Here is a 23189-nt window from a genome sequence, read left to right on the forward strand (position 1 = left end):
CATACTCTAGCGTATGGAATCAGACCACCTCAAGCTCGTCACCATCAGTGAATACCAGCATGGCGCGCACCGGCTTGTGCACAAACACCTGCTGCAAGACCGTCCGGTAACGCGCCAGTTGGAGGCGGTACTCGTCCAGCATATCCGGCGAGGGATGCCCACTCTTGTAGTCCAGCACCCAGATCGCATCCTCGGTCTCGACCCAGCGGTCAATGCGCCCGGCCTTGCCCTGTGCATCCACGAAGCTTGTCTCATTCCCCGCGCGCAGATAGCAGGCCGGATCAAAGAATCGCCGCAGGGCAGGACGGGCGAACAGTTGGCGCGCCGCCTGCTCCACTTCGGGCGCCACAGCAGGCAGCGGCCAGCCCGAAGCCTGCGCCTCCAGCCAGGCATGCAGGGCGCTGCCGAAGATCATGCCTTTGGCATCGTCACTGAGCACATCGGGGGGGCGCAGGCGCAGACTGCCGATCCGGCGGCTCGCGCGCGGTTCGCTGGCCGGCTGCGCCAATACTGGCGTCGCCCTGCCGGCGTCGTCGGCAGCGTGGCAAGGCAAGGCGCCGATGCACCCATCAGGCGCGCCCATTTTCTGTAGAGCTGCCGCCACGCGCTGGTAAGCCGTGAGAGTCGGAGCCTTGCGCGCCGCCGCGACGCCGCTGACAAACAACACCTGCTCGGCACGCGTGAGTGCGACGTAGAGCAGGTTCAACTCTTCCCGCTCCGCCGCAGCGCGCTCGGCTTCGAGCAGCCCGGCCCGCACCGGACCGGCCTCGGCCATGCGCCCAAGCAGTGAGAAATGGCGCGGCGTCGTAGCTTCGGCCGGCCAGTCGAGGGCGACCGTGTGCCCTTCTGCCGGGCGAGGCGGCGCATTGGCGTCGATCAACCAGACGATGGGCGCTTCCAGCCCTTTGGCGCCATGCACAGTCATGATGCGCACCCGACCCTGGCCTCCGCCGGTGGCGACCAGGCCTTCATCCGGTGCCTCCTCGTCCGAGGCAGATAGACGCTTGAGTTCATCGACGAAACGCGTGAGGCTGGGGTAGCGCCCCGCATCTACACTCAATGCCAATTCGAGCAGCGCTTGCAGGTTGGCGTGCACGCCTGGCCACTGCGCCGGTGGCACGGCAGACCGGTAGCGCGCAAACCAGCCGGATTCATGGAAGATCCGGTCGATCAGATCGTGTGCCGGCAGATGGGCCGCCGCCTCACGCCAGCACGCCAGCATGCCGGCGGCACGGCTCAGCGCGGGCGAATGGCCGGCCCTGGCCAGGCGCAGCAGCGCTGGCCACCACGCTCCCTCCTCGGCCGAGATGGCCAGCAGGTCCTGGTCGTCGAGTGCGAGGGCGGGCGTGCGCAGCGCGTGCGCCAGGGCGAGCTTGTCGCCGGGGTCGGACAGGAAGCGCAGCACGGCCAGCAAATCCTGCGCCTCCAGCGTATCGAGCAGGCCGCCCTGCCCCGGGCTCACGAAGGGAATACCCGCCTCACGCAGCGCCGCCTCGTAGATGCCCAACTGGGTCTTGCGCCGGGTCAGGATCAGGACATCTGCATAGCGTGCCGGGCGCGGGCGATCAGGCGGGCCAACCATCCACCGTCCGACGATCTCGCCCAGGCGGGTGGCCAGCAAGCGGGCTTCCTCGGTGCGCCGCAGGTCCTCCGGATCAACGCGTGGCTGCTGAAGCGGTCGGCGCATATCCGTTGCCTCTGCCAGCTCGGCAGAGGCCTCCGCCGTCGGCACCGGAATCAGCGGCAGCACCTCGATGCGCGCCGGCCAGGCCTGGCGCTCGGTCGTCTGCGGACTAAACCCGGCACAGCCCTCGAACACGGCGTTGACCAGTTCGACCACCCCGCCCGCGTTGCGGAAGGTATGGGCATTGCCGATGCGCAGGGCACCAAAATGCTGCGCGAAGTAGTCCGCCGCCGCGCTGAACAGGCGCGGCTCCGCACGCCGAAAACGATAGATCGACTGCTTGGGATCGCCGACCAGGAACACGCCGGGCGGAGTGATGCCGCCATGGGTATAGGCGTCAAGCCAGGCGCGCAGGATGCGCCATTGCAGGGGGTTGGTGTCCTGGAACTCGTCGAGCAGGATGTGCTTGTAGCGCGCGTCCAGGCGTGCCTGGATCCAGGCGCCAGTCCCCTCCTCGGCCAGCAAGCGGTCAACCTGCGCTTCCAGGTCGGCGAAATCCATCACACGCCGACTGCGCTTGAGCTCTTCCAGGCGCACGAGCAAGGCCTCGCCAACCTGCAGGGCATACCGGTTGAACTGGGCGTTGTCACGGTCCTGCAGCGCGCCCAGGGCTTCGACGAGACGCTCGCTCCACTGTGCGTGCAAGGCCAGGAACTGCGTCTCGCCTTCGCCTCCCAGCCGCTTGGCCTGGGCCGCGCTGGGTTTGCGCGCGCGCGCTTCGCCACTGGCCGTCAGGAAGGCAGCACGTACCGCGGGCAAAGCCAGCTCGGGCCCGCAGCCATGGCGCAAATCCAGTACGGCCTGGGCCAGAGCATTCCCCAGAGCCTGATCGCCACTGGTGTTCTGTCCCAGCAAGCGGGCAAAAGCCTCCAACTCATCCAGTCTCGGGCCGGCAAACAGCACCCCCAGAGGGTCACGATAGACACCGAAATGCAGATCCAGCCACTCGCCGACCCCCAGGCTACCGCCCTGCTCCGTGTGCCACACCTGCCACTCAGCACGACGCTCCACGAAGGCCCGCATCAGCTTGCCCACGGCATGTGCGCCCGAGCGCTCGTAGAGCCACAACAGGGCCTGTGCAAGCCCGCCCTGCGGCTCGCGCGCACAGCCAGCGGCCAGCGCTGCCCAGGCCTCTTCCAGCAGGTTGCCGGCCGCTTCATCCAGGCTGCGCCCGGCCACCCCGCTCTCCAGCGGCGCCGCCCCGACGAGGCGGGCAAACCAGCCGTGGAAGGTCGTGATGCAGATGGCCGGCTGCGCATGCAGCACCATCTCGAACAAGCCACGCGCGCGCGGCAGTACCTCGTTGGCTTCGGCGGGAGACAAACCGCGCGCCGTCAGAATGGCCAGCGCCTCAGCCTGCGGCAGCCCCGCCAGATCGGCCAGCAAACCATGCAGGCGCGCCTCGATCTCGCGCGCCGCCTTGCGCGTGTAGGTGATGGCCAGGATTTCGCCCGGCTTCACACCGGCAAGCAGCAGACGCAGCAGACGCGAGGACAACAACCAGGTCTTGCCGCTGCCGGCACAGGCCTCCACCACCACGCTGCGCTCCGGCGACAGGGCCAGCAGGCGCTCCTGCTGTCGGCACTCAGCGCCCATGTCCATGGTCATGCCACCCACTCCTTGCGACACAGACCGCGCATCTCGCAGCGCCCGCAGGCGGTCGGCGTCCCCTGTGCGGGCATGCCAACGCCACCCAGCAGCGCGTTGAAACTGTCGTCGATGCAGGCACGCAGTGCCTCAGCACGGCTTGCTGGCTCCAGTACCGGCGCACAGCCGAGTACATCGCCATCCAGGGCCACATAGGCAGCCTCCGCGACCTGCTCCCCTTGCAGCAAGGTGTAGAACGCCAGTTGCACGTCATCCGGGTCCTGCGCCTGGTCACGCAGCAGCTTGAGTGCGCGCGATTTGTAGTCGAGGACGGACTGGTCACCAGCGGCAGTTGCATCCAGCCGGTCGATCCGCCCTTGCAAAGCCAGAACCTGACCGTCCGCCAACACATGCTCGCGGGTCACACTCAGCTCGCCGGCCTGCCAGCGCCAGCCGGCCTCCTCACGCTCACGCTGCCAACTGACGTAGGCCGCCAACTGCGCCCTCCACCGCAGGCGCCAAGCGTGGTCTTGGAAGTTGCGTGCGACGGCATCGGCGAAGACCTCCTCGGTCATCTGCGACAGGGCCTCGATCAGCATGCCGTCGTCACCTACCTCGGCCAGGCACGGGAAACGCTGGTGGAAACGCAGCAGGATGCGGTGCAGTGCCTCACCGAAATCCCGCTTCTCCATGCCCTCCACCAGGTCCTCCAGCTCAACGATGCGCAGCACATGGCGGGCAAAGTAGCGATAGGGACAGTCGACCAGGGCCTGCATGCCGCTGGCCGAGAGGCGTCTCGGCACTCGCTGCGGTGCCACCGCCGGCGCAGGCAGGGTGGTCGGCCCTGGCCATTCGGCGGGCGGACAGGCCTGTGCTTCGGCATGTTGCACGACGGCGCCGCCTGCCATCAGGCGTAGTGCTGCCTCCAGCACGGCGAGGTCGGGGGCGGGCAGGCGCGCTTCGTCGCGCTGCTGGCTCTGCCAGGCCAGCACGCACTCACCACTGGCCAGCATCAGAGCCGCCAGGTCTTCGCGCAGGCGCCGCCGCTCCTGTTCCTGTCCTGGCAGTCCCAGCTCGCGGCGCACGCCGGCATGGGTCAGCCAGCCGGGCGCCACGGGCGGGGCCAGGTGTTCACTGTCCGCGCCGATCAGGATCACCGCGTCGAAGCGGCGCAGGCGCGTCGCCGCGAGATGGGTCATGATCACCGGGCTATCCACACTCTCGTCGCGAAACAGCGCCGCGTCCATCTGCCGGTTGAACCAGATGCGCCACGCAGCAAACCGGAAGCGCGCACCTTCCGCCGCCAGTTCGCCCTGCCGCGCCTGTAGCCACTCCAGCCATTGCCGCCCGGCCTGGTCGGCCGCGAAATGCGGCAAAGCGCCCAGGAGCTCGAGGCTTGCGTAGAGGCGACGTAGCCACTCAGCGATGCTCGCGCCCTGCCCTGGATTGAAGCGCGCGCGCGCCGCCAGGAGACGATCGAGCAGAGGCAGAGCCGTCGGCGCGCGTTCGGTGGCCAGCCTGTGCAGGGCGTCCAGACCGTCGGCCATGCCACTCTCGCGGATCAGACGCTCCAGTTCCGCCACACCTTCTGCACGCTGCAGTGGATCGAGGTCGGCAAACAGCAGGGGCGCGCGCAGCAGATCGACCAGCGCACGGTGCCAGCCATCGGTGGCGAGCACCTCCAACCAGGCATCGACCACCGCCGCCACACGGGTGGTGACCATCTTCCAGCCGGTCTCGTCCTGGACCAGCACGCCCTCACGTTCCAGCAGCGCACGCGCGCGCCGCGCAGCCAGGCGGTCACAGGCCACCAGGGCGATGTCGCGCAGCCCCGCATCCAGCCAGCCCAGCACCTGTTGCGCCACGGCGCCGCCCAGATCCTCCAGGCTATCGGCGCTCACCAGCTTCACCCGCCCTTGCGTCTCGGCCAACATCGCCGCCGAGCCCGCGCACAGGCGTTCGCTCAAAGGGAGCTCACTGTCTGCGACTGGCCAGGCGATCGCCAGCAGTTCCGCCAACGCCCCTTGCGCCAATGCGCGGCGCGGCTGAAGGCACAGCACCGGCACCCGCTGGGCAGCCCGCTCCATCAGGGATTGCAGGGGGCCCGCCTGGTCCCCTTCGAGCAGCACGATGAGGGGCCCTTGCAAGGCATCGACCCAGCGCCCCGCCGCCAGCAGGCGCGCCATCGCGGCAGAGGGCTCGCCGGTCGCTTCAGCGCGCCACAGGGCATGCACGAGACGCGCTTCGAAATTCAGTGCGTGCGCGTCATGCAACTGGAACGCGCGCTCCAGGCTGCGCACCAGTTCTCCCTCATCGCCGGGCAGGCTCACCGCATGCTCGCTGAGGGTGTCGAAGAGTTGCGTCAGCTCACCGACGACGTCCCACAGCACGCCCTCCTCCAGCCAGTCACGCTGCTTCAGCAAGGCATGCAGGATCAGTTGGCGACGGGAGTCCGGCAGCGCGGACACCTCCGCCAACCAGGGTTCGATCAGGCTGGACAAGGTGCCGATGCGTGGCAGCAACAAGGGCTGTCCCGCTGCGTCGCGCAAGGCCCGGCTCAACGCGGGGACAAGCTTCAGATTGGGCAACAGCAGGCTGCACGACGAGAGGTCGAAGCCCTGTGCTGATTGCGCAAAGGACAGAACCTGACGCGCCGCCTCGTCGAGGAAGCCCGCATCCGGCGCGATGGCGTGGGTCACCAGACTCATGCCGGCCATCCTGCCATGTGGAGAAAGAAAAAGGCGCACGGCCGGGTGGGCGTGCGCCTCATTCTGTCGCGACCTGTCGGCCGCATGGGTTCAGCGTTCAAGCTGGTCGAGCTTGCCCTTGACCTTGACCCAGTCGTCCGCATCGGGCAACGGATCCTTGCGCTCGACGATGGCCGGCCAGGCCTTCGCCAGCTCGGCGTTCAGCTCGATGAAGTGTTGCTGATCTGCCGGCACGTCATCCTCGGCGAAGATCGCCTCGGCCGGGCACTCGGCCACGCACAGCGTGCAGTCGATGCATTCGTCCGGGTCGATGACCAGGAAATTGGGGCCTTCACGGAAGCAGTCCACCGGGCACACGTCCACGCAGTCGGTGTACTTGCACTTGATGCACGACTCGGTCACGACATAGGTCATTCTTGTTCTCTCCAGACTTGCGCACGGGCTGGACGCACCGTGCTTACGGCAGGCGCGACTATACTCCAAGCCCGCCTGCTTGGACATTCAAAATCGCCCCCTCCGACGGAATGAGCGCATGAGGAAACCCTATACCTGGCGCGGGTTTACGGTTGGGGCTCAGGACTTGCCGGCGCGCTCCAGCAGCACCCGGACATACTTCTCGACGCCGCTGTTCACGTCGTTGAACGGCCGGTCATAACCCGCCGCGCGCAAGGCACCGATGTCGGCCTGGGTATAGCTCTGGTACTTGCCCTTGAGCGCATCCGGGAAGGGGATGTAGGTGATGATTCCCTGCGCGCGCATCTCGTCCAGATTCAAGCGGCTCTCACCCTTGGCCGCACGACAGGCGTTGACGGTCGCCACAGCCACGTCGTTGAAGCTCTGGGCACGCCCGGTGCCGAGATTGAAGATGCCCGAGCGCTCGCCATGCTCCAGGAAGTAGAGGTTCGCACTCACCACGTCTTCGACGTAGATGAAGTCGCGCAACTGTTCGCCGTTGCCATAGCCATCGCAGCCCTCAAACAGCTTGACCTTGCCTTCGGCCTGGTACTGGTTGAAGAAATGCCAGGCGACGGAAGCCATGCGCCCCTTGTGTTGCTCGTTGGGACCATAGACGTTGAAATAGCGGAAGCCCACGACCTGTGACTGGATGTCATTGAGATTCCGGCGCAGCACCTGGTCGAACAGCAGCTTGGAGTAGCCGTACACGTTCAACGGCCCCTCGAACTCGCGCGCCTCGCGGAAGGTCTGGGTCGTGCCATACGTGGCCGCGGACGAGGCGTACAGCAAAGGGATGTCCTGGTCGACGCAGAAATCCAGCAGGGCCAGGGAATAGCGGTAGTTGTTGGCCATCATGTACTGGCCGTTGTGCTCCATGGTGTCGGAGCAGGCGCCCTGGTGCAGCACCGCTTCCACGCCGCCATCGAATTCACCGGCCTCGACGGCTTCCAGGAATTCCTGCTTGTCCAGGTAGTCCTCGATCTCGCAGTCGACGAGGTTGCGATACTTGTCGCCCTTGCTCAGGTTGTCGACCGCGATGATCTCGGTGATGCCTTTGGCATTCAAACCGGCGACGATGTTGGAGCCGATGAAGCCTGCGGCTCCGGTCACGACGTAATAGCGTCCCATTTCAGATACTCCGTTCAGGCTTCCTGTTGCATTTCTTCCAGCGTGACCGTAGCCGTACCCAGCTTGGCCACGACGATCCCCGCCGCGTGGTTCGATAGACGCATCGCATCACCCATGTCGCAGCCCGCCGCCAGCATGACGGCCAGCGTGGCGATCACGGTGTCGCCGGCGCCGGACACGTCGAAGACTTCGCGCGCGCGCGTACCTTCGTGCATCGCGCCCTGGTCGCGGAACAAGGTCATGCCCTCTTCCGAGCGCGTCACCAGCAAAGCCTCCAGCGCCAACTCACCGCGCAAAGCCTGGGCCCGGCTCACCAAGTCGGCCTCATCCTTCCAGCGCCCTACCACCTGACGCAGTTCGGAACGATTGGGCGTCAGCATGGTGGCGCCGCGATACCGCGAATAGTCCTCGCCCTTGGGGTCGACCAGCACCGGCTTGCCCGCGGCACGCGCCAGATCAATCATGGTTTGGACGTGATGCAGCCCGCCCTTGCCATAGTCCGACAGCACCACGATGTCGTGTGTCGCCAACAACTGGCGATAGTTTTCCAAAACCTCGGCCAGCACCTCGTGCGTGGGGGTGTTCTCGAAGTCGATGCGCAGCAGTTGCTGCTGGCGTCCGATGACGCGCAGCTTGACGGTGGTCGACAGTGTCGCGTCGGCATGCAAGTGAGCGCGCACACCGGCCGCCTCGACCAGGCGCGCCAAGGCGGCGGCGGCCTCGTCTGGCCCCACCACGGACAGCAGGCTCGCCTGTGCGCCAAGTGCGGCCGCGTTGCGCGCGACATTGGCGGCACCACCCGGGCGCTCCTCGTTGCGTTCGACACGCACCACCGGCACCGGCGCTTCGGGCGAAATGCGGCTCACATCGCCGAACCAATAGCGATCCAGCATGACATCCCCGACGACCAGCACGCGCGCGGCAGCCGTGCCGGGAATGCGGGGCAAGCTTTGCCGGGCAGTCATTTGCGACCGATCCCGAAATACTCCAGCCCTGCCGCGCGGGGCAGATCGGGATTGAACATGTTGCGGCCATCGAATACGACCGGGCTCTTGAGCTTGCCGCGGATGACCTCGAAGTCAGGGCTGCGGAACTCCTTCCACTCGGTCACGATGACCAGGGCGTCGGCGCCGTCCAGCGCCGCCATGGGCTGCTCGGCATAGCTGAGCCCGGCGAGGGCGCCGAACACGCGTTGTGCCTCATGCATCGCAACCGGGTCATAGGCGCACACGCTGGCGCCACGCCGCAAGAGCTCCGCCACGATCACCCGCGACGGCGCCTCACGCATGTCGTCGGTGTTCGGCTTGAAGGCCAGCCCCCACAAAGCCAGGCGCTTGCCACTGAGGTCAGCGCCGAAGCGCGCGACGATCTTGTCGACCAGCACATGCTTCTGCTGCTCGTTGGCGGCCTCGACCGCGTTCAGGATCTTGAGGTCCTGCCCAGCATCACCGCCCGTCCGGATCAAGGCCTGAACATCCTTTGGAAAGCAGGAACCCCCGTAACCACAGCCCGCGTACAGGAAGTGGTAGCCGATACGCGGATCGGAGCCGATGCCCTGGCGCACCCACTCGATGTCAGCCCCCAGGCGCTCAGCCAGCAGAGCCAATTCGTTCATGAAGGAAATGCGCGTGGCCAACATGGCATTGGCGGCGTACTTGGTCAGTTCGGCCGAGCGCACATCCATCACGATCAGGCGTTCATGGTTGCGCTGGAAGGGTGCGTAGAGCGCGCGCATCAGGTGGATCGCCTGCTCGTCCTCGGCCCCCACGACGATGCGATCAGGGCGCATGAAGTCCTCGACCGCCGCGCCTTCCTTCAGGAACTCGGGGTTCGACACCACGCTGTAGGGCACCTCGATACCACGCGCCGCCAGTTCCTCGGCGATCGCCGCACGCACCTTGTCGGCCGTGCCGACCGGCACCGTCGACTTGTCCACCACGACCTTGTAGTCGGTCATCAGACGGCCGATATTGCGCGCCGCCGCCAGCACGTACTTCAGGTCTGCCGAGCCATCCTCGTCCGGCGGCGTCCCCACCGCGATGAACTGGATCGAGCCATGCGCCACCGCGCGCTCGACATCGGTCGTGAAGTGCAGGCGACCGGCTGCGACGTTGCGCTTCACCATCTCCAGCAAACCGGGTTCAAAAATCGGGATGCCGCCTTCCTCCAGGATGCGGATCTTCTCCGCATCCAGATCCAGGCACAGCACGTCATTGCCCACTTCCGACAGACAGGCACCGGACACCAGTCCGACGTAACCCGTTCCAACAACCGTGATCTTCATGCTTTATCGCTCGATGTATGAATTGGCCGGACCGGGCGCTCAGGGCGCCAGATCGAATTCCTCGGTGCGCTTGGGCGGATAGGTCTCCCAGCCGCCACAGGCAGGACAACGCCAGTAGAACTGCCGCGCCTTGAAGCCACACTCCTCGCAACGGTAGCGCGCCACCTTGCGGGTGTGGCCATGAATGAAGCCCTTGACCATCTCGACGTCATGCCGCTTCTCAGCCGGCGCGGTCAGCACGGCAGCCTCCAGCAGTTTCTCCAGCCCCAGCAGGGTCGGGTTGCGGCGCAGCTCGTCGCGCACCAAGCCGTAGGCGGCCTCCGCACCCTGCTTGTCCATCTCCCACTGGAAAACCGCTTCCAGCAGATCGAGCGTGGGATATTGCGAGAGATAGGAGCGCAACAACAACATCCCCTCGCTCTCGCGCCCGCTCTTGCGGTAGGCATCCATCATGCGTTCGGCCACCAGGGCCAGGTACTCCGGTTGCTGCTGCTCGATCCGGCGCCAGTACTCCAGTGCCTCATCCAGCCGCCCTTGTGCGGCCGCGATGTCCCCCAGGATCACATTGGCGCGCACGCACTTGCGGTTGATCGACAGCGCCAACTCCGCCTGCGCCCTTGCCTCGTCGAAGCGCGACAGCGCCAACTGGCTGGCGGCGATCTCGCAATGGAACTCCGCGACGTCCCGCTCCCACAGGTGGCTGCTGCGTTCCGGCAGCAGCTTGGCCACCTCGATGGCCTGCTGCCAGGCCTTCTCCTGCTGGTAGATCTCGAGCAAGGCCTTGAGCGCCTTGTCCTCGCGCACCGTCCCCTTGAGCTTGAGGTACACCTGCTCTGCACGATCCAGCAGCCCCGCCTTGAGGTAGTCCAGACCCAACTCATCCAGAGCCTGCAGACGCTGCTCCTCGCTCAGATCCTCGCGTTCGATCAGCACCTGGTGCACGCGGATCGCACGGTCGACCTCACCGCGGCGACGGAACAGGCTACCCAGGGCGAAATGCAACTCGACGGTCTGCGGATCCACGCTGACCGCCTCCAGAAAGGCATCGATGGCCTTGTCCGGCTGCTCGTTGAGAAGGAAATTCAATCCCTGCAGCGTGGAGCGCGGCATGGTGCTCGAATCGCGCAGCAAGTGCTTGATGTCGATGCGCGCGGCAAACCAGCCAAACGCAAAAAAGACTGGCCAGGAGACCAGCCACCAGAGCTCGAAATCCATTGTGATCAGAACGCCTCGGGGTTGTCGGTGCGCGAACGCACGCTCAGGGAGGGAGCACCCTGCTCCTGCAATTGTCGCAGCTCGCGGCGGGTCGCAAACAGGCGGGTCAAGGTGGCAGTGGCCCCCAGCAATACGCCCGCAGCAAAGGTGATCAGCACCAGCAATACCAAGGGTACGTGGTATTCACCACCGAAAAACACCCTCAGAACCACCACCCCGTCATTCTTGACTGCGAATGCCAGCAATACGACAAACAACGCAATGCGCAGCAGCCAGATCAGAATTTTCATGGCCGGCATTATCCGTCAGCACCGTGTAAAAAAGAAGGCGACCTTACGGTCGCCTTCCTGATCAAACTTTGCGCTGGCAATCAAAGCCCGACATCCACACGCTCGCGCAATTCCTTGCCGGCCTTGAAGTGCGGCACGTACTTGCCGGGCACCATGACCTTCTCACCGGACTTCGGATTACGACCCACGCGCGGCGGACGGTAATTGAGTGCAAAACTGCCGAAGCCGCGAATCTCGATGCGCTGCCCGCGCGACAGGCACGCGGACATCTCATCGAGCACCACCTTGACCGCCAGCTCGGCGTCCTTGACGCCGAGCTGCGGAAAGCGCGCGGACAAACGCTCAATCAACTCCGACTTGGTCATAAACCGCGCGGATTATTGCTGTTGCGCGTTGTCGAGCTTGGCCTTGAGCAGCGCACCAAGGTTGGTGGTACCGCTGGCAGCCGAATTGTCGGAAGCCAGCTTCTGCATGGCTTCGTTCTGTTCGGCCTGATCCTTGGCCTTGATCGACAGGTTGATCGAACGCGACTTGCGGTCCACGTTGATGATCAGCGCTTCAACGGCTTCACCCGCCTTCAGCACGGAGCTGAGGTCTTCGACACGCTCACGCGAGAACTCGGAGACACGCAGGTAACCTTCGACGTCGCCGCCCAGGTCGATCACGGCGCCCTTGGCGTCAACCGACTTGACCGTGCCCTTGACCAGGCTGTTCTTGTCGTGGGTAGCGACGAAGGAGGTGAACGGATCCCCATCCAGTTGCTTGACGCCCAGGGAGATGCGCTCCTTCTCGATGTCGATGGCCAGCACCACGGCTTCCAGCTCATCACCCTTCTTGAAGTTGCGGATCGCTTCTTCGCCCGGCAGGCTCCAGGACAGGTCGGACAGGTGAACCAGGCCGTCGATGCCGCCGGCCAGGCCGATGAAGACGCCGAAGTCGGTGATCGACTTGATGGCACCCTTCACACGGTCGCCCTTCTTGTGGTTCTCGGCGAACTCGTCCCACGGGTTGGCCATGCACTGCTTCATGCCCAGGGAGATACGACGACGGTCTTCGTCGATTTCCAGGATGGCCACTTCGACTTCGTCGCCCAGCTGGACAACCTTGGTCGGGTGGATGTTCTTGTTGGTCCAGTCCATTTCGGACACGTGCACCAGGCCTTCGATGCCTTGCTCGACTTCAACGAACGCGCCGTAGTCGGTGATGTTCGTGACCTTGCCGAACAGGCGGGTACCGGCCGGGTAACGGCGCGAGATGCCGACCCACGGATCTTCGCCCAGCTGCTTCATGCCCAGCGAGACGCGGTTCTTTTCCTGGTCGAACTTCAGCACCTTGGCGGTGACTTCGTCGCCCACGGCCAGCACTTCGGACGGGTGACGGACACGACGCCAAGCCAGGTCGGTGATGTGCAGCAGACCATCGATACCGCCCAGATCAACGAACGCGCCGTAGTCGGTGATGTTCTTGACCACACCCTTGACGATGGTGCCTTCGGCCAGGTTGGCCAGGAGCTTTTCACGCTCTTCGCCCATGGTCACTTCGAGCACGGCGCGGCGCGACACGACGACGTTGTTGCGCTTGCGGTCCAGCTTGATGACCTTGAATTCGAATTCCTTGCCTTCGTACGGGGTCGTGTCCTTGACCGGACGCATGTCGACCAGCGAACCCGGCAGGAACGCGCGGATGCCGTTGGTCATGACGGTCAGACCACCCTTGACCTTGCCGGTCACCACGCCCTTGACCAGGGTGCCTTCGTTCAGTGCAGCGTCGAGGAAGTTCCAGGCGGCGATGCGCTTGGCCTTGTCGCGCGACAGGCGGGTTTCGCCGAAGCCGTCTTCGAGCGATTCGATGGCAACCTGGACATAGTCGCCCGGATTGGCTTCGAGTTCGCCGCGGTCGTTGCGGAACTCGTCGACGTTGATGTAGCTCTCGGACTTCAGGCCCGCGTTCACGACCACGAAGTTCTGGTCGACGCGAACAACTTCAGCAGTGATCACTTCACCGGCGCGCATTTCCTGACGGTTCAGGCTCTCTTCGAAGAGCGCGGCAAAGCTTTCCATGGTTTCAACAGAGGTGGATGACATGTAAGGACTCGGCACCATGCAAAACATGGCGTACTTGGGTAAGTTGATAAAACCGGGGACAACGCAGATGGCCTTGCACCATCCACGCCGTCACGGCGCCATTCAGGACTTGCGGGACAATCGCTCCAGAGCATGATCAAGCACGAACTGCACGGCTTCATCAATGCCCATGTGCGTGGTATCCAGCAGCACTGAATCAGGGCCTTGCTTCAAGGGCGCCACCGGCCGCGAGGAATCACGGACGTCACGCTCTCTTAGCTCTAGCACAAGACTATCAATGTTAGCTGCCAATCCTTTTTCGATCAACTGTTTATAGCGTCTTTCGGCGCGTGCCTCGGCCGAGGCGGTCATGAAAATCTTCAGGAAGGCGTCCGGAAACACGATCGAAGCCATGTCGCGGCCGTCCGCGACCAGGCCGGGCGCCTGACGGAAGGCGCGCTGGCGGGCCAACAGGGTCTCACGCACGCGTGGCAGCGCAGCCAACTTGGAAGCCGCATTGCCCGTTTCTTCCTTGCGCACGGGCACCGACACATCCTCCCCTTCCAGGATGATGTGGCCGTGGCTGAAGAAGGCATCCAGATTCTGCGCGATCGGCACCAGAGCCTCTTCGTCGGTGACCGCCACGCCGCGCTTCATCGCGGCCAGCGCCACCATGCGGTAGATGGAGCCGGAATCGAGCAGGTTCCAGCCCAGCGCCTCGGCCACGCGGCTGGCGACCGTGCCCTTGCCGGAAGCGGTCGGGCCATCGATGGCCAGCACGGGAAAAACTGTGCCCTCCTGTCGCGACGCGACATCCTCCCCAAGGGAGGACGAGCCCTCACTTCGGGACGGCCGGGCGTGAGGGCTCGCCATCACATCGTCTCCAGCGTCTGGATGCCAAGCAGGCCAAGGCCGGTCTTGAGCGTGTCGGCGGTCAGGCGGCACAGGCGCAGGCGGCTGTCGCGCACAGCCCCCTCGCTCTTGAGCACCGGGCAGGCTTCGTAGAAACGCATGAACTGGCCGGCCAACTCGTACAGATAGCCGCACAGGAAGTGCGGCGCAGCCTCACGGCTGACCGAATAGACAGCGTCGGCGAAGCGCGCCAGCTCCAGGGCAAGCTGGCGCTCGGCCGGCTCGTTCAGCGCGATGGGTGCCGCAGCATCAAAGGTATCGACCTTGCGGAACACGCTCTGGATACGCGTGTAGGCGTATTGCAAGTACGGAGCCGTGTTGCCCTCGAAAGCCAGCATCGTGTCCCAGTTGAACACGTAATCGCTGTTGCGGTTCTTCGACAGATCGGCGTACTTGACAGCCCCGATGCCGACCGCGTGGGCGATGGTGCGGCGCTCGGTTTCCGCCATGTCCGGATTCTTCTCGCCGACCAGCGCAAAGGCGCGCTCTTCGGCCTCGGCCAACAGCTCGGCCAGCTTGACCGTGCCGCCGCTGCGCGTCTTAAAGGGCTTGCCATCATCACCCAGCATGACGCCGAAACCGACGTGCTCCAGCTTCATGTCGACGGGCGCATAGCCCGCCTTGCGGCTGAGCGTGAAGAGCTGCTGGAAGTGCAGGCCCTGGCGCGCATCGACCACGTACAGCGCGCGGTCAGCCTTCAGCGTGCCGGCACGATAGCGCACCGCAGCCAGGTCGGTGGTCGAGTACAGGTAGCCACCGTCCTGCTTCTGCACGATGTAAGCCTGCGGCTCGCCCTCCTTGTTCTTGAACTCGTCGAGAAACACGACCTGCGCGCCCTCACTCTCGACCGCCATGCCCTTGGCCTTGAGGTCGGCCACCACAGCCGGCAGGTCGTCGTTGTAGGCACTCTCGCCACGCACGTCGGCACGCGTGAGCCCCACGCCGAGCTTTTCATAGACGGCCTCGCAGTGATGCAGCGAGACGTCGAGGAATTTCTGCCACAGCGCATTGACCTGCACATCGCCGCCCTGCAGCTTCACCACGTATTCACGGGCACGCGTGGCAAAGGCTTCGTCCTCGTCAAAGCGCTGCTTGGCGCGCCGGTAGAAGTCTTCCAGGTCATTCAACGCGAGTTGCGCCTCACCGCCCTGCTCGGCCTCAATGAGATAGGCCGTCAGCATGCCGAACTGCGTGCCCCAGTCGCCGACGTGGTTCTGCGCGATGACCTCGTGACCGAGGAAACGCAGCACACGCGCCAGCGCGTCGCCAATGATGGTGGAGCGCAGGTGGCCAACGTGCATTTCCTTGGCCAGGTTCGGCGAGGAATAGTCGACGACCACGCGCTGCTGTGCCGGCAGCGGCACGCCGAGCTTCGCATCCGCAGCCGCCGCGACCGCCAGTGTGGCCAGAAACTCCGGCGCCAGCGTGATGTTGATGAAACCCGGGCCGGCAATCTCGATCTTGCTGGCGATACCGTTCAAGTCAAGCTGCGCCACCACCTGCTCGGCCAGTTGGCGCGGATTCATCTTGCGCGCCTTGGCCGCCGCCATGACGCCGTTGGCCTGGTAGTCGCCGAATTCGGGCCGCCCCGCTGGCTGGATGATGGCAGACGCGTCGGCACAGCCGACCGCCGCCAGGGCGGCACGCACGCGGGCATCGAGGAGTTCAGTGAGGGTTTGATTCATGGATGCAAACGAAAAACGATTCAATTACTTAGGGTGGGCTCGGCGCGCAGCGACAAGCTACCGTCAGCGATGAGCGAAGGCCGGTGGTGGGTTGCTTCGCGAACCCACCCTACTGCCCCCTACTGGGTCACCCCGGCAAATACGTCGAAATACTCCGGGAAGGTCTTGGCCGTACACTTCGGGTCGTTGATACGCACCGGTACGCCGCCCAAGGCGGCCAGCGAAAAGCACATCGCCACCCGATGGTCATCATAGGTGTCGATCGCGGCATCCGGCTTGAGTTGCGTCGGCGGCGCCACACGCAACCAATCCTCGCCCTCCTCCACCATTGCCCCGAGCTTGCGCAGCTCGGTCGCCATGGCCGCAATGCGATCCGTCTCCTTGACACGCCAGCTACCGATGTTGGTCAGGCGGCAGGGCCCATCGCAGAACAGTGCCGCGACCGCCAGGGTCATGGCCGCATCCGGGATGTGATTGAAATCCATGTCGAAGGCGCGAAGCTTGCCGCTCGCGGGCGCTTGCGCCTCGATCCAGTTGTCACCCATCTGAATCCGCGCACCGATGGCTTCCAGCGCCTGGGCGAAGGCCACGTCACCCTGGATGCTGTTGCGCCCCACGCCTTCCACGCGCAGCGGGCCACCACCGATGGCACCGGCGGCCAGGAAATAGGAGGCCGAGGAGGCATCTCCCTCGACGAACACCGTGCCCGGCGACACATAGCGCTGAGCCCCGGGAATGACGAATCGCTCCCAGCCCTGGCGCTCGACGCGCACGCCAAACTGCGCCATCAGCTTGAGCGTGATCTCGATGTAAGGCTTAGAGATCAGTTCGCCGATCACTTCGATCGTTGTTTCGACGCCCGTGGTCGGCACCGCCATCAACAACGCCGTCAGGAACTGGCTGGAGACATTGCCCTTGATACGCACGACGCCACCGGCACGGATCGCCGCCGGGCGGATCTGCAAGGGTGGGAAGCCATCGTTGCCGAGGTATTCGATGTCGGCGCCGATCTGGCGCAAACCATCGACGAGGTCGCCGATGGGCCGCTCATGCATGCGCGACACGCCATGCAGCTTATACGTGCCGCCGGCCAGAGCCAGAGCTGCGGTCAGCGGACGGAACGCGGTGCCGGCATTGCCCAGAAACAGGTCCGCGTTCTTGTTGGCGAAACCGTCTGGCGCACCGACGACGCGGTAATCCTTCTCACCGGTTTTCTCCACCGACACACCCAGCGTCTTCAGTGCATCCAGCATCCGGTCCGTATCGTCCGAGGCCAGCAGGTCGCGGATGTCGGTCGTACCCTCAGCCAGTGCGGCCAGCAGCAGCGTACGGTTGGAGATGCTCTTGGAGCCCGGCAGGCGCACTGTGCCCTGGGCCTGTGACAGGGGTTTGAGGTCGAGGAATTCCATGTTCTTACTGTTTCTGTTGCTGTTCGACCCAGGCGTTACGCGCTTCGCGGGCCTGCGCGAAGAGCGCTTCGAGGGCATTGCCGTCGCCCGCCATCAACAACGCGCGCAGGTAGGCGAGCTCGCTGAGATAGGCATCGAGTTCGGCCAGCAAAGCCTGCCGGTTGGCCACACAAATGTCGCGCCACATTTCGGGATGACTGCCGGCGATGCGAGTGAAGTCGCGAAAACCGGAGGCCGCGTACTTGAAGAGCTGCTCGGCATTGGCGCGCTGCGCCAAGTCATGCACCAGGCCGAAGGACAGCAGGTGCGGCAGGTGGCTGACGGCAGCGAACACGCGGTCATGTTCCTGCGGGCTCATCTGGTGCATCTGAGCGCCGGTGGCGGCCCACACCTGGCGCACCGTGTCGATGGCGTCACTGTCATTCTCGGGCAGCGGCGTCAGCACGACTTTGCGCTCGCGGTACAGCTCGGCATTGGCGGCAGAGGGGCCGCTCTTCTCGGCGCCCGCGATGGGGTGTGCCGGGACTACGCGACCGATGCGATGGCCCAGGCGGCGGTAGATCGCCTGGATCACGTCTGCCTTGGTACTACCGCCATCCGTCACCAGGGTATGCGGCTCCAAGTGTGGCGCCATGGCTGCCATGACCGCATCCATCTGACCGACCGGCATGGCCAGCAACACGAAATCCGCGCCCTTCAATGCGCTTTCCCAGTCGAGCTGGATTTCGTCGATCAAACCCAGGTCCAGGGCTTCCTGCAGGGACTCGCGACGGCGCCCGACACCCACGACGTGCCGCGCAACGCCAGCCTCCTTCAACGCGGCGGCGAAGGATCCGCCAATGAGGCCAACCCCGGCGATAACCAGGCGCGAGAGCTTCACGCTCATGCTTGCAGCGCCACGGCCAAGGCCGCCAGGAAGCGTGCATTCTCCTCGCGCGTGCCGATGGAGACGCGCAGCCATTCCGGCATGCCGTAGCCGGCGATCGGGCGCACGATGACGCCCTGCTTGAGCAGTTGATGGTTCACGCCGGCCGCATCCCCCACCTTGAAGGTCAGGAAGTTGCCCGCCGAGGGGATGTACTCCAGGTTCAGCGAAGACAGGCCGCCGATGATCTGCTGCATGCCGTTCGCATTGACCTCGTAGCTGCGCTGCAGGAACTCGTCGTCGCTCAATGCAGCCTCGGCTGCAGCCAGCGCCAGGCTGTTGGCGTTGAACGGGGCACGCACGCGATTGATGATGTCCGCCACCTCGGGCGCAGCCACCGCGTAACCGATGCGCAGCCCAGCCAGGCCATAGATCTTGGAGAAGGTGCGCGTGATGACCAGGTTCGGGAAGCGCTTGATCCAGGGCACTGCGTTGTAGCGCTGCACCGGCGCAAGGTACTCGTTGTAGGCCTCATCCAGCACCACGATCACGTCGGGCGACACTTGTCCGAGAAAGGCTTCGATCAGTTCGCCGGGCAGGAAGGTACCGGTCGGGTTGTTCGGATTGGCGATGAAGACGATGCGCGTGTCCGGTGCGATGGCATCCGCCATCGCCGCCAGGTCGTGGCCGAAGTTGCGTGCGGGCACCTCGATGCGGCGCGCACCGATGGCCTGAATCGCCAGCGGGTACACGGCAAAAGCATGCTGCGCATAGACCCCGCTGTGCTGCGGCGACAAGAAGGCGCGCGCAACCAGTTCCAGCACATCATTGGAGCCATTGCCCAGCACGAAGCTGTCCATGCCCGCGCCCAGCTTGTGCGACAGCGCCTGCTTGAGCGCGAAACCATTGCCGTCGGGGTAGCGCGCGATGTCGCCCAGCGCGCCGGCCACTGCGCCCTTGGCGGCGGGACTCATGCCCAAGGGGTTCTCGTTCGAGGCGAGCTTGACGATCTTTTCCTCCTCCAGACCCATTTCACGGGCCAGTTCGGAAATCGGCTTGCCCGGCACATAGGGCGAAATGGCGCGGATGTACTCGGGCGCGAACTGCACGGCAGACATGTCAGGCTCCAGACGAAAATTCAGATGGCGTCAGATGGCGGCGACCGGGTAAGAACCCAGCACCTTGAGGAAGGCAGCACGGTCGGCAATCGCCTTGAGGGCGGTGGCCACCGCCGGGTCGTCGCGGTGTCCCTCGACGTCCACATAGAACACGTATTCCCACAGGCCGGTGCGCGACGGACGCGACTCCAGCTTGGTCATGCTGACGCCTTGCTCGGCAAAGGGGGCCAGCAGCTCATAGACGGCGCCGGGCCGGTTCGGTGCGGAGCACACGAGCGAGGTCCGGTCGCGGCCGGACGGGCCCGCATCATGGCGCGCGATCACCAGGAAGCGCGTGGTGTTGTTGGGATCGTCCTCGATATTGGCGTGCAGGATATCCAGCCCGTAGAGCTGCGCCGCCGTCTCACCGGCGATCGCCGCCGCTTCGGGATCGGCGGCCGCCATGCGGGCGGCCTCTGCATTGCTCGCCACCGGCAGGCGCGGAATGCCGTGCGCGTTGTGCGCCAACCAGGCATTGCACTGGGACAGCGACTGCGAGTGCGAGTAGATGCGCTTGACCGAAGCCATGTCGGTGGCGCGCGTCATGAAGTTGTGCCGGATGCGCAGGCTGACTTCACCGCACACGAAGACGTTGCCGGCCAGCAGCAGGTCCAGCGTGCGGCCGATGGCGCCCTCGGTCGAGTTCTCGACCGGCACCACGCCGTACTCGCATGCGCCCGCCTGCACAGCATGAAACACATCGTCGATGGTCTGCTGTGGATGCAGTTCCGGCGCACCGCCGAAATGCTTGCCGGCAGCAGCCTCCGAGAAGGTGCCCTGCGGCCCCAGGTGAGCGACCTTGAGCGGCTGCTCCAGCGCCAGGCACCACGACATGATCTCGCGGAACACGCGCTGCACAGCTTCGTTCGACAAGGGGCCGGCATTCTCGTCGGCGATGTTGCGCAAGACCTGCGCCTCGCGCTCCGGGCGATACAGCGGGCCGCGCTTGACCTCGCCGATGCGCTTGGCGCACTGGGCGCGCTGCGACAGGCGCTCCAGGATCTCGCGATCCAGGCGGTCGATCTCGGCCCGCAGTTTCGCCAGTTCCTCGCTCACGCCTCGCCTCCCTCGGCGGATTCACCGGCAGCGCCTTCGCCACCTTCCGTACCCTCGACTCCTTCGCCGTTCTCCTCTTCGTCACTCTCGACGATCTTCTCGATCGAGGACAGCTTGGCGCCTTCGTCGAGATTGATCAGGGTGACGCCTTGCGTGGAGCGGCCCAACTCGCGGATGTCTTTGACCGGCGTGCGGATCAGCACGCCGTTGTCGGCGATCAGCATCACGTGATCGGTCGGATCGACGAGCACAGCGGCGACCAGCTTGCCGTTACGCTCGGAAGACTGGATCGCGATCATGCCCTTGGTGCCGCGCCCATGCAGCGTGTATTCGCCGATGTTGGTGCGCTTGCCGTAGCCGTTTTCGGTCGCGGTGAGCACGCTCTGCGTCTCGCCATGCGCGACCAGCATCGACAGCACGCGTTGGCCGTCTTCCAGCATCATGCCGCGCACGCCGCGCGCCGTGCGGCCCATCGGGCGCACGTCGTTCTCGTCAAAGCGCACGGCCTTGCCGGCGTCGGAGAACAGCATGACGTTGCAGTCACCATCGGTGATCGCCACCCCAACCAGGAAGTCGCCATCGTCCAGCGCGACGGCGATGATGCCGGCCTTGCGCGGGTTGGAGAAATCGGTCAGCGGTGTCTTCTTGACCGTGCCCAGCGCGGTCGCCATGAAGACGTAGTGGCCTTCGTCGAATTCCTTGACCGGCAACACAGCCGTGATCTTCTCGCCTTCCACCAGCGGGAACAGGTTCACGATCGGCTTACCACGCGCGTTGCGGTTGCCTTCCGGCACTTCATACACCTTGAGCCAGTACAGGCGCCCACGGTTCGAGAAGCACAGGATGGTGTCATGCGTGTTGGCAACGAAGAGCTGGTCGATCCAGTCATCCTCCTTCGTCGCGGCGGCCTGCTTGCCACGCCCGCCGCGCTTCTGCGCGCGGTAGTCGGCCAGCGGCTGACGCTTGAAGTAACCGGTATGCGACAGGGTGACGACCATGTCCTCCTGCGCGATCAGGTCCTCGATGTTGATGTCGGCCGTGTTCAGCACGATCTCGGAGCGGCGCGGATCGTCGAACTGCGCGCGGATCGCACGCAGGTCATCGGCAATGATCTGCGTGATGCGCTCCGGGCGGGCCAAGATGTCCAGCAGGTCGGTGATGATGTCCATCACCTCCTTGTATTCGCCGACGATCTTGTCCTGCTCCATGTTGGTCAGGCGCTGCAGTTGCATTTCGAGAATGCGCTGCGCCTGCACGTCAGACAGGCGATAGCCCTGCGCCGACAGACCAAAGCTGGCGTCGATGCCTTCCGGACGATAGGCGTCAGCCATGGCACGCGCCAGCATGTCCTCGACCAGCTGCGAGCGCCACTCGCGGCCCATCAGCTCCTGCTTGGCCACGGCCGGCGTCGGCGCGGCCTTGATCAGGGCAATGATCTCGTCGACGTTCGACAGCGCGACGGCCAGGCCTTCCAGGATGTGGCCACGCTCGCGTGCCTTGCGCAGTTCGAAGATGGTGCGGCGGGTGATGACCTCGCGCCGGTGTGCCAGGAAGCACTCCAGCATCTGCTTGAGGTTCAGCAGGCGCGGCTTGCCGTCGACCAGGGCCACCATGTTGAGGCCGAAGGTATCCTGCATCTGGGTCTGCTTGAACAGATTGTTCAGCACAACCTCGGCCACTTCGCCGCGCTTGAGTTCGATGACCACGCGCATGCCGGACTTGTCCGACTCGTCGCGCAGGTCGGAGATGCCTTCGATGCGCTTCTCCGACACCAGCTCGGCGATCTTCTCGAGCAGGGTGCGCTTGTTCACCTGGTACGGCAGCTCGTCGATGATGATCGCCTGGCGGTCGTTGCTCTTGGCGATGTCTTCGAAGTGCGTACGGGCGCGCATGATCACGCGGCCACGGCCGGTGCGGTAGCCCTCGTGCACGCCATGCAGGCCGTAGATCAGGCCGGCAGTGGGAAAGTCCGGCGCCGGCACGATCTTGATCAGATCGTCGATGGTGATTTCGGGATCCGCCAGCAGCGCCAGGCAGGCATCCACCACTTCGCCCAGGTTGTGCGGCGCGATGTTGGTGGCCATGCCAACCGCGATACCGGAGCTACCATTGATGAGCAGGTTCGGGATGCGCGCCGGCAGGATCAACGGCTCCTTCTCCGAGCCGTCGTAGTTGGGTCCGAAATCGACCGTTTCCTTGTCGATGTCGGCCAGCATCTCGTGCGCGATCTTGGCCAGACGGATTTCGGTATAACGCATCGCCGCCGCGCCGTCGCCGTCGATGGAGCCGAAGTTGCCCTGGCCATCGACCAGCATGTAGCGCAGCGAGAAGTCCTGCGCCATGCGCACGATGGTGTCGTACACCGCCTGATCGCCGTGCGGGTGGTACTTACCGATCACGTCACCGACGATACGCGCCGACTTCTTGTACGGACGGTTCCAGTCGTTGTTCAGCTCGTGCATCGCGTATAGCACACGCCGGTGTACCGGCTTGAGGCCATCGCGAACATCGGGAAGCGCGCGTCCCACGATCACGCTCATCGCGTAATCGAGGTAAGAGTGACGCATTTCTTCCTCTAAACTGATCGGCAGCGTTTCCTTGGCGAATGAATTCATAGCAGGCGCTTGGGGCTCCGTTGGACTGCGCTAAAAGCTTGAAATTGTAACATGTCCCCCAAGCCACCCCACCTC

Annotated in this window: 15 protein-coding genes and 2 pseudogenes; all 17 read right to left on the reverse strand. The window is 64.8% G+C overall.

All coding sequences use genetic code 11. From position 1 onward, the window contains the following. Window positions 1-19: 19 nt before the first annotated feature. On the reverse strand, window positions 20-3292 hold the full coding sequence (locus tag NMB43_RS11620) for a UvrD-helicase domain-containing protein (RefSeq protein WP_494348325.1): 3273 nt from the start codon (window positions 3290-3292) through the stop codon (window positions 20-22). After that, a complete protein-coding gene (locus NMB43_RS11625) occupies window positions 3289-5979 on the reverse strand; it encodes a PD-(D/E)XK nuclease family protein (protein ID WP_494348326.1) in 2691 nt (896 codons plus the stop codon). Before NMB43_RS11625 ends, NMB43_RS11620 begins: the two co-directional genes overlap by 4 nt. A 90-nt stretch (window positions 5980-6069) precedes the next feature. Then, window positions 6070-6393, reverse strand: a complete 324-nt coding sequence (gene fdxA, locus NMB43_RS11630; protein WP_494348327.1) for a ferredoxin FdxA — start codon at window positions 6391-6393, stop codon at window positions 6070-6072. 159 nt (window positions 6394-6552) lie between these two features. Then, window positions 6553-7563 carry an ADP-glyceromanno-heptose 6-epimerase gene (gene rfaD, locus NMB43_RS11635; RefSeq protein WP_494348328.1) on the reverse strand — a complete coding sequence of 337 codons (1011 nt, stop codon included), beginning with the start codon at window positions 7561-7563 and terminating at the stop codon, window positions 6553-6555. 14 nt (window positions 7564-7577) lie between these two features. Further along, window positions 7578-8528, reverse strand: coding sequence for a D-glycero-beta-D-manno-heptose-7-phosphate kinase (gene rfaE1, locus NMB43_RS11640; protein WP_494348329.1), 951 nt, complete (start codon window positions 8526-8528; stop codon window positions 7578-7580). After that, window positions 8525-9847, reverse strand: coding sequence for a UDP-glucose dehydrogenase family protein (locus NMB43_RS11645; RefSeq protein WP_494348330.1), 1323 nt, complete (start codon window positions 9845-9847; stop codon window positions 8525-8527). The genes rfaE1 and NMB43_RS11645 overlap by 4 nt, the downstream gene beginning before the upstream one ends. Window positions 9848-9886: 39 nt before the next feature. Continuing rightward, a complete protein-coding gene (gene lapB, locus NMB43_RS11650) occupies window positions 9887-11062 on the reverse strand; it encodes a lipopolysaccharide assembly protein LapB (protein WP_494348331.1) in 1176 nt (391 codons plus the stop codon). Between the two features lie 5 nt (window positions 11063-11067). Next, window positions 11068-11352, reverse strand: coding sequence for a LapA family protein (locus tag NMB43_RS11655; RefSeq protein WP_494348332.1), 285 nt, complete (start codon window positions 11350-11352; stop codon window positions 11068-11070). 80 nt (window positions 11353-11432) lie between these two features. Further along, on the reverse strand, window positions 11433-11717 hold the full coding sequence (locus NMB43_RS11660; RefSeq protein WP_494348333.1) for an integration host factor subunit beta: 285 nt from the start codon (window positions 11715-11717) through the stop codon (window positions 11433-11435). 12 nt (window positions 11718-11729) lie between these two features. Next, complete coding sequence (gene rpsA, locus NMB43_RS11665) at window positions 11730-13436, reverse strand: 30S ribosomal protein S1 (protein WP_494348334.1); 1707 nt, start codon at window positions 13434-13436, stop codon at window positions 11730-11732. Between the two features lie 102 nt (window positions 13437-13538). Next, window positions 13539-14198 (reverse strand): annotated as a pseudogene (gene cmk, locus NMB43_RS11670) ((d)CMP kinase); the annotation flags it as partial. An 89-nt stretch (window positions 14199-14287) separates the two neighbouring features. Further along, complete coding sequence (argS, locus tag NMB43_RS11675) at window positions 14288-16012, reverse strand: arginine--tRNA ligase (protein WP_494348335.1); 1725 nt, start codon at window positions 16010-16012, stop codon at window positions 14288-14290. A gap of 122 nt (window positions 16013-16134) precedes the next feature. Continuing rightward, window positions 16135-17421: pseudogene (gene aroA / locus NMB43_RS11680) on the reverse strand (3-phosphoshikimate 1-carboxyvinyltransferase); the annotation flags it as partial. Window positions 17422-17425: 4 nt separating this feature from the next. Further along, entirely contained in the window at window positions 17426-18307 is an 882-nt protein-coding gene (locus tag NMB43_RS11685; RefSeq protein WP_494348336.1) for a prephenate dehydrogenase, read from the reverse strand. Continuing rightward, window positions 18304-19404: a histidinol-phosphate transaminase gene (gene hisC / locus NMB43_RS11690; protein ID WP_494348337.1), complete on the reverse strand. Its 1101-nt coding sequence runs from the start codon at window positions 19402-19404 to the stop codon at window positions 18304-18306. Before hisC ends, NMB43_RS11685 begins: the two co-directional genes overlap by 4 nt. 30 nt (window positions 19405-19434) lie before the next feature. Then, window positions 19435-20499, reverse strand: coding sequence for a prephenate dehydratase (pheA, locus tag NMB43_RS11695; RefSeq protein ID WP_494348338.1), 1065 nt, complete (start codon window positions 20497-20499; stop codon window positions 19435-19437). Continuing rightward, complete coding sequence (gyrA, locus tag NMB43_RS11700; protein ID WP_494348339.1) at window positions 20496-23114, reverse strand: DNA gyrase subunit A; 2619 nt, start codon at window positions 23112-23114, stop codon at window positions 20496-20498. The genes pheA and gyrA overlap by 4 nt, the downstream gene beginning before the upstream one ends. Between the last annotated feature and the right edge of the window lie 75 nt (window positions 23115-23189).

This window comes from Uliginosibacterium sangjuense (genome assembly GCF_059132465.1).

What these genes read in the sequence shown, in the direction of transcription:
- rfaD (WP_494348328.1), bottom strand. Translation starts at nt 7,563, where the DNA reads ATGGGACGCTATTACGTCGTGACCGGAGCCGCAGGCTTCATCGGCTCC.
- rpsA (WP_494348334.1), bottom strand. Translation starts at nt 13,436, where the DNA reads ATGTCATCCACCTCTGTTGAAACCATGGAAAGCTTTGCCGCGCTCTTC.
- hisC (WP_494348337.1), bottom strand. Translation starts at nt 19,404, where the DNA reads ATGTCTGCCGTGCAGTTCGCGCCCGAGTACATCCGCGCCATTTCGCCC.
- NMB43_RS11625 (WP_494348326.1), bottom strand. Translation starts at nt 5,979, where the DNA reads ATGAGTCTGGTGACCCACGCCATCGCGCCGGATGCGGGCTTCCTCGAC.
- NMB43_RS11645 (WP_494348330.1), bottom strand. Translation starts at nt 9,847, where the DNA reads ATGAAGATCACGGTTGTTGGAACGGGTTACGTCGGACTGGTGTCCGGT.
- NMB43_RS11685 (WP_494348336.1), bottom strand. Translation starts at nt 18,307, where the DNA reads ATGAGCGTGAAGCTCTCGCGCCTGGTTATCGCCGGGGTTGGCCTCATT.
- NMB43_RS11655 (WP_494348332.1), bottom strand. Translation starts at nt 11,352, where the DNA reads ATGAAAATTCTGATCTGGCTGCTGCGCATTGCGTTGTTTGTCGTATTG.
- fdxA (WP_494348327.1), bottom strand. Translation starts at nt 6,393, where the DNA reads ATGACCTATGTCGTGACCGAGTCGTGCATCAAGTGCAAGTACACCGAC.
- NMB43_RS11660 (WP_494348333.1), bottom strand. Translation starts at nt 11,717, where the DNA reads ATGACCAAGTCGGAGTTGATTGAGCGTTTGTCCGCGCGCTTTCCGCAG.
- gyrA (WP_494348339.1), bottom strand. Translation starts at nt 23,114, where the DNA reads ATGAATTCATTCGCCAAGGAAACGCTGCCGATCAGTTTAGAGGAAGAA.
- NMB43_RS11620 (WP_494348325.1), bottom strand. Translation starts at nt 3,292, where the DNA reads ATGACCATGGACATGGGCGCTGAGTGCCGACAGCAGGAGCGCCTGCTG.
- lapB (WP_494348331.1), bottom strand. Translation starts at nt 11,062, where the DNA reads ATGGATTTCGAGCTCTGGTGGCTGGTCTCCTGGCCAGTCTTTTTTGCG.
- rfaE1 (WP_494348329.1), bottom strand. Translation starts at nt 8,528, where the DNA reads ATGACTGCCCGGCAAAGCTTGCCCCGCATTCCCGGCACGGCTGCCGCG.
- argS (WP_494348335.1), bottom strand. Translation starts at nt 16,012, where the DNA reads ATGAATCAAACCCTCACTGAACTCCTCGATGCCCGCGTGCGTGCCGCC.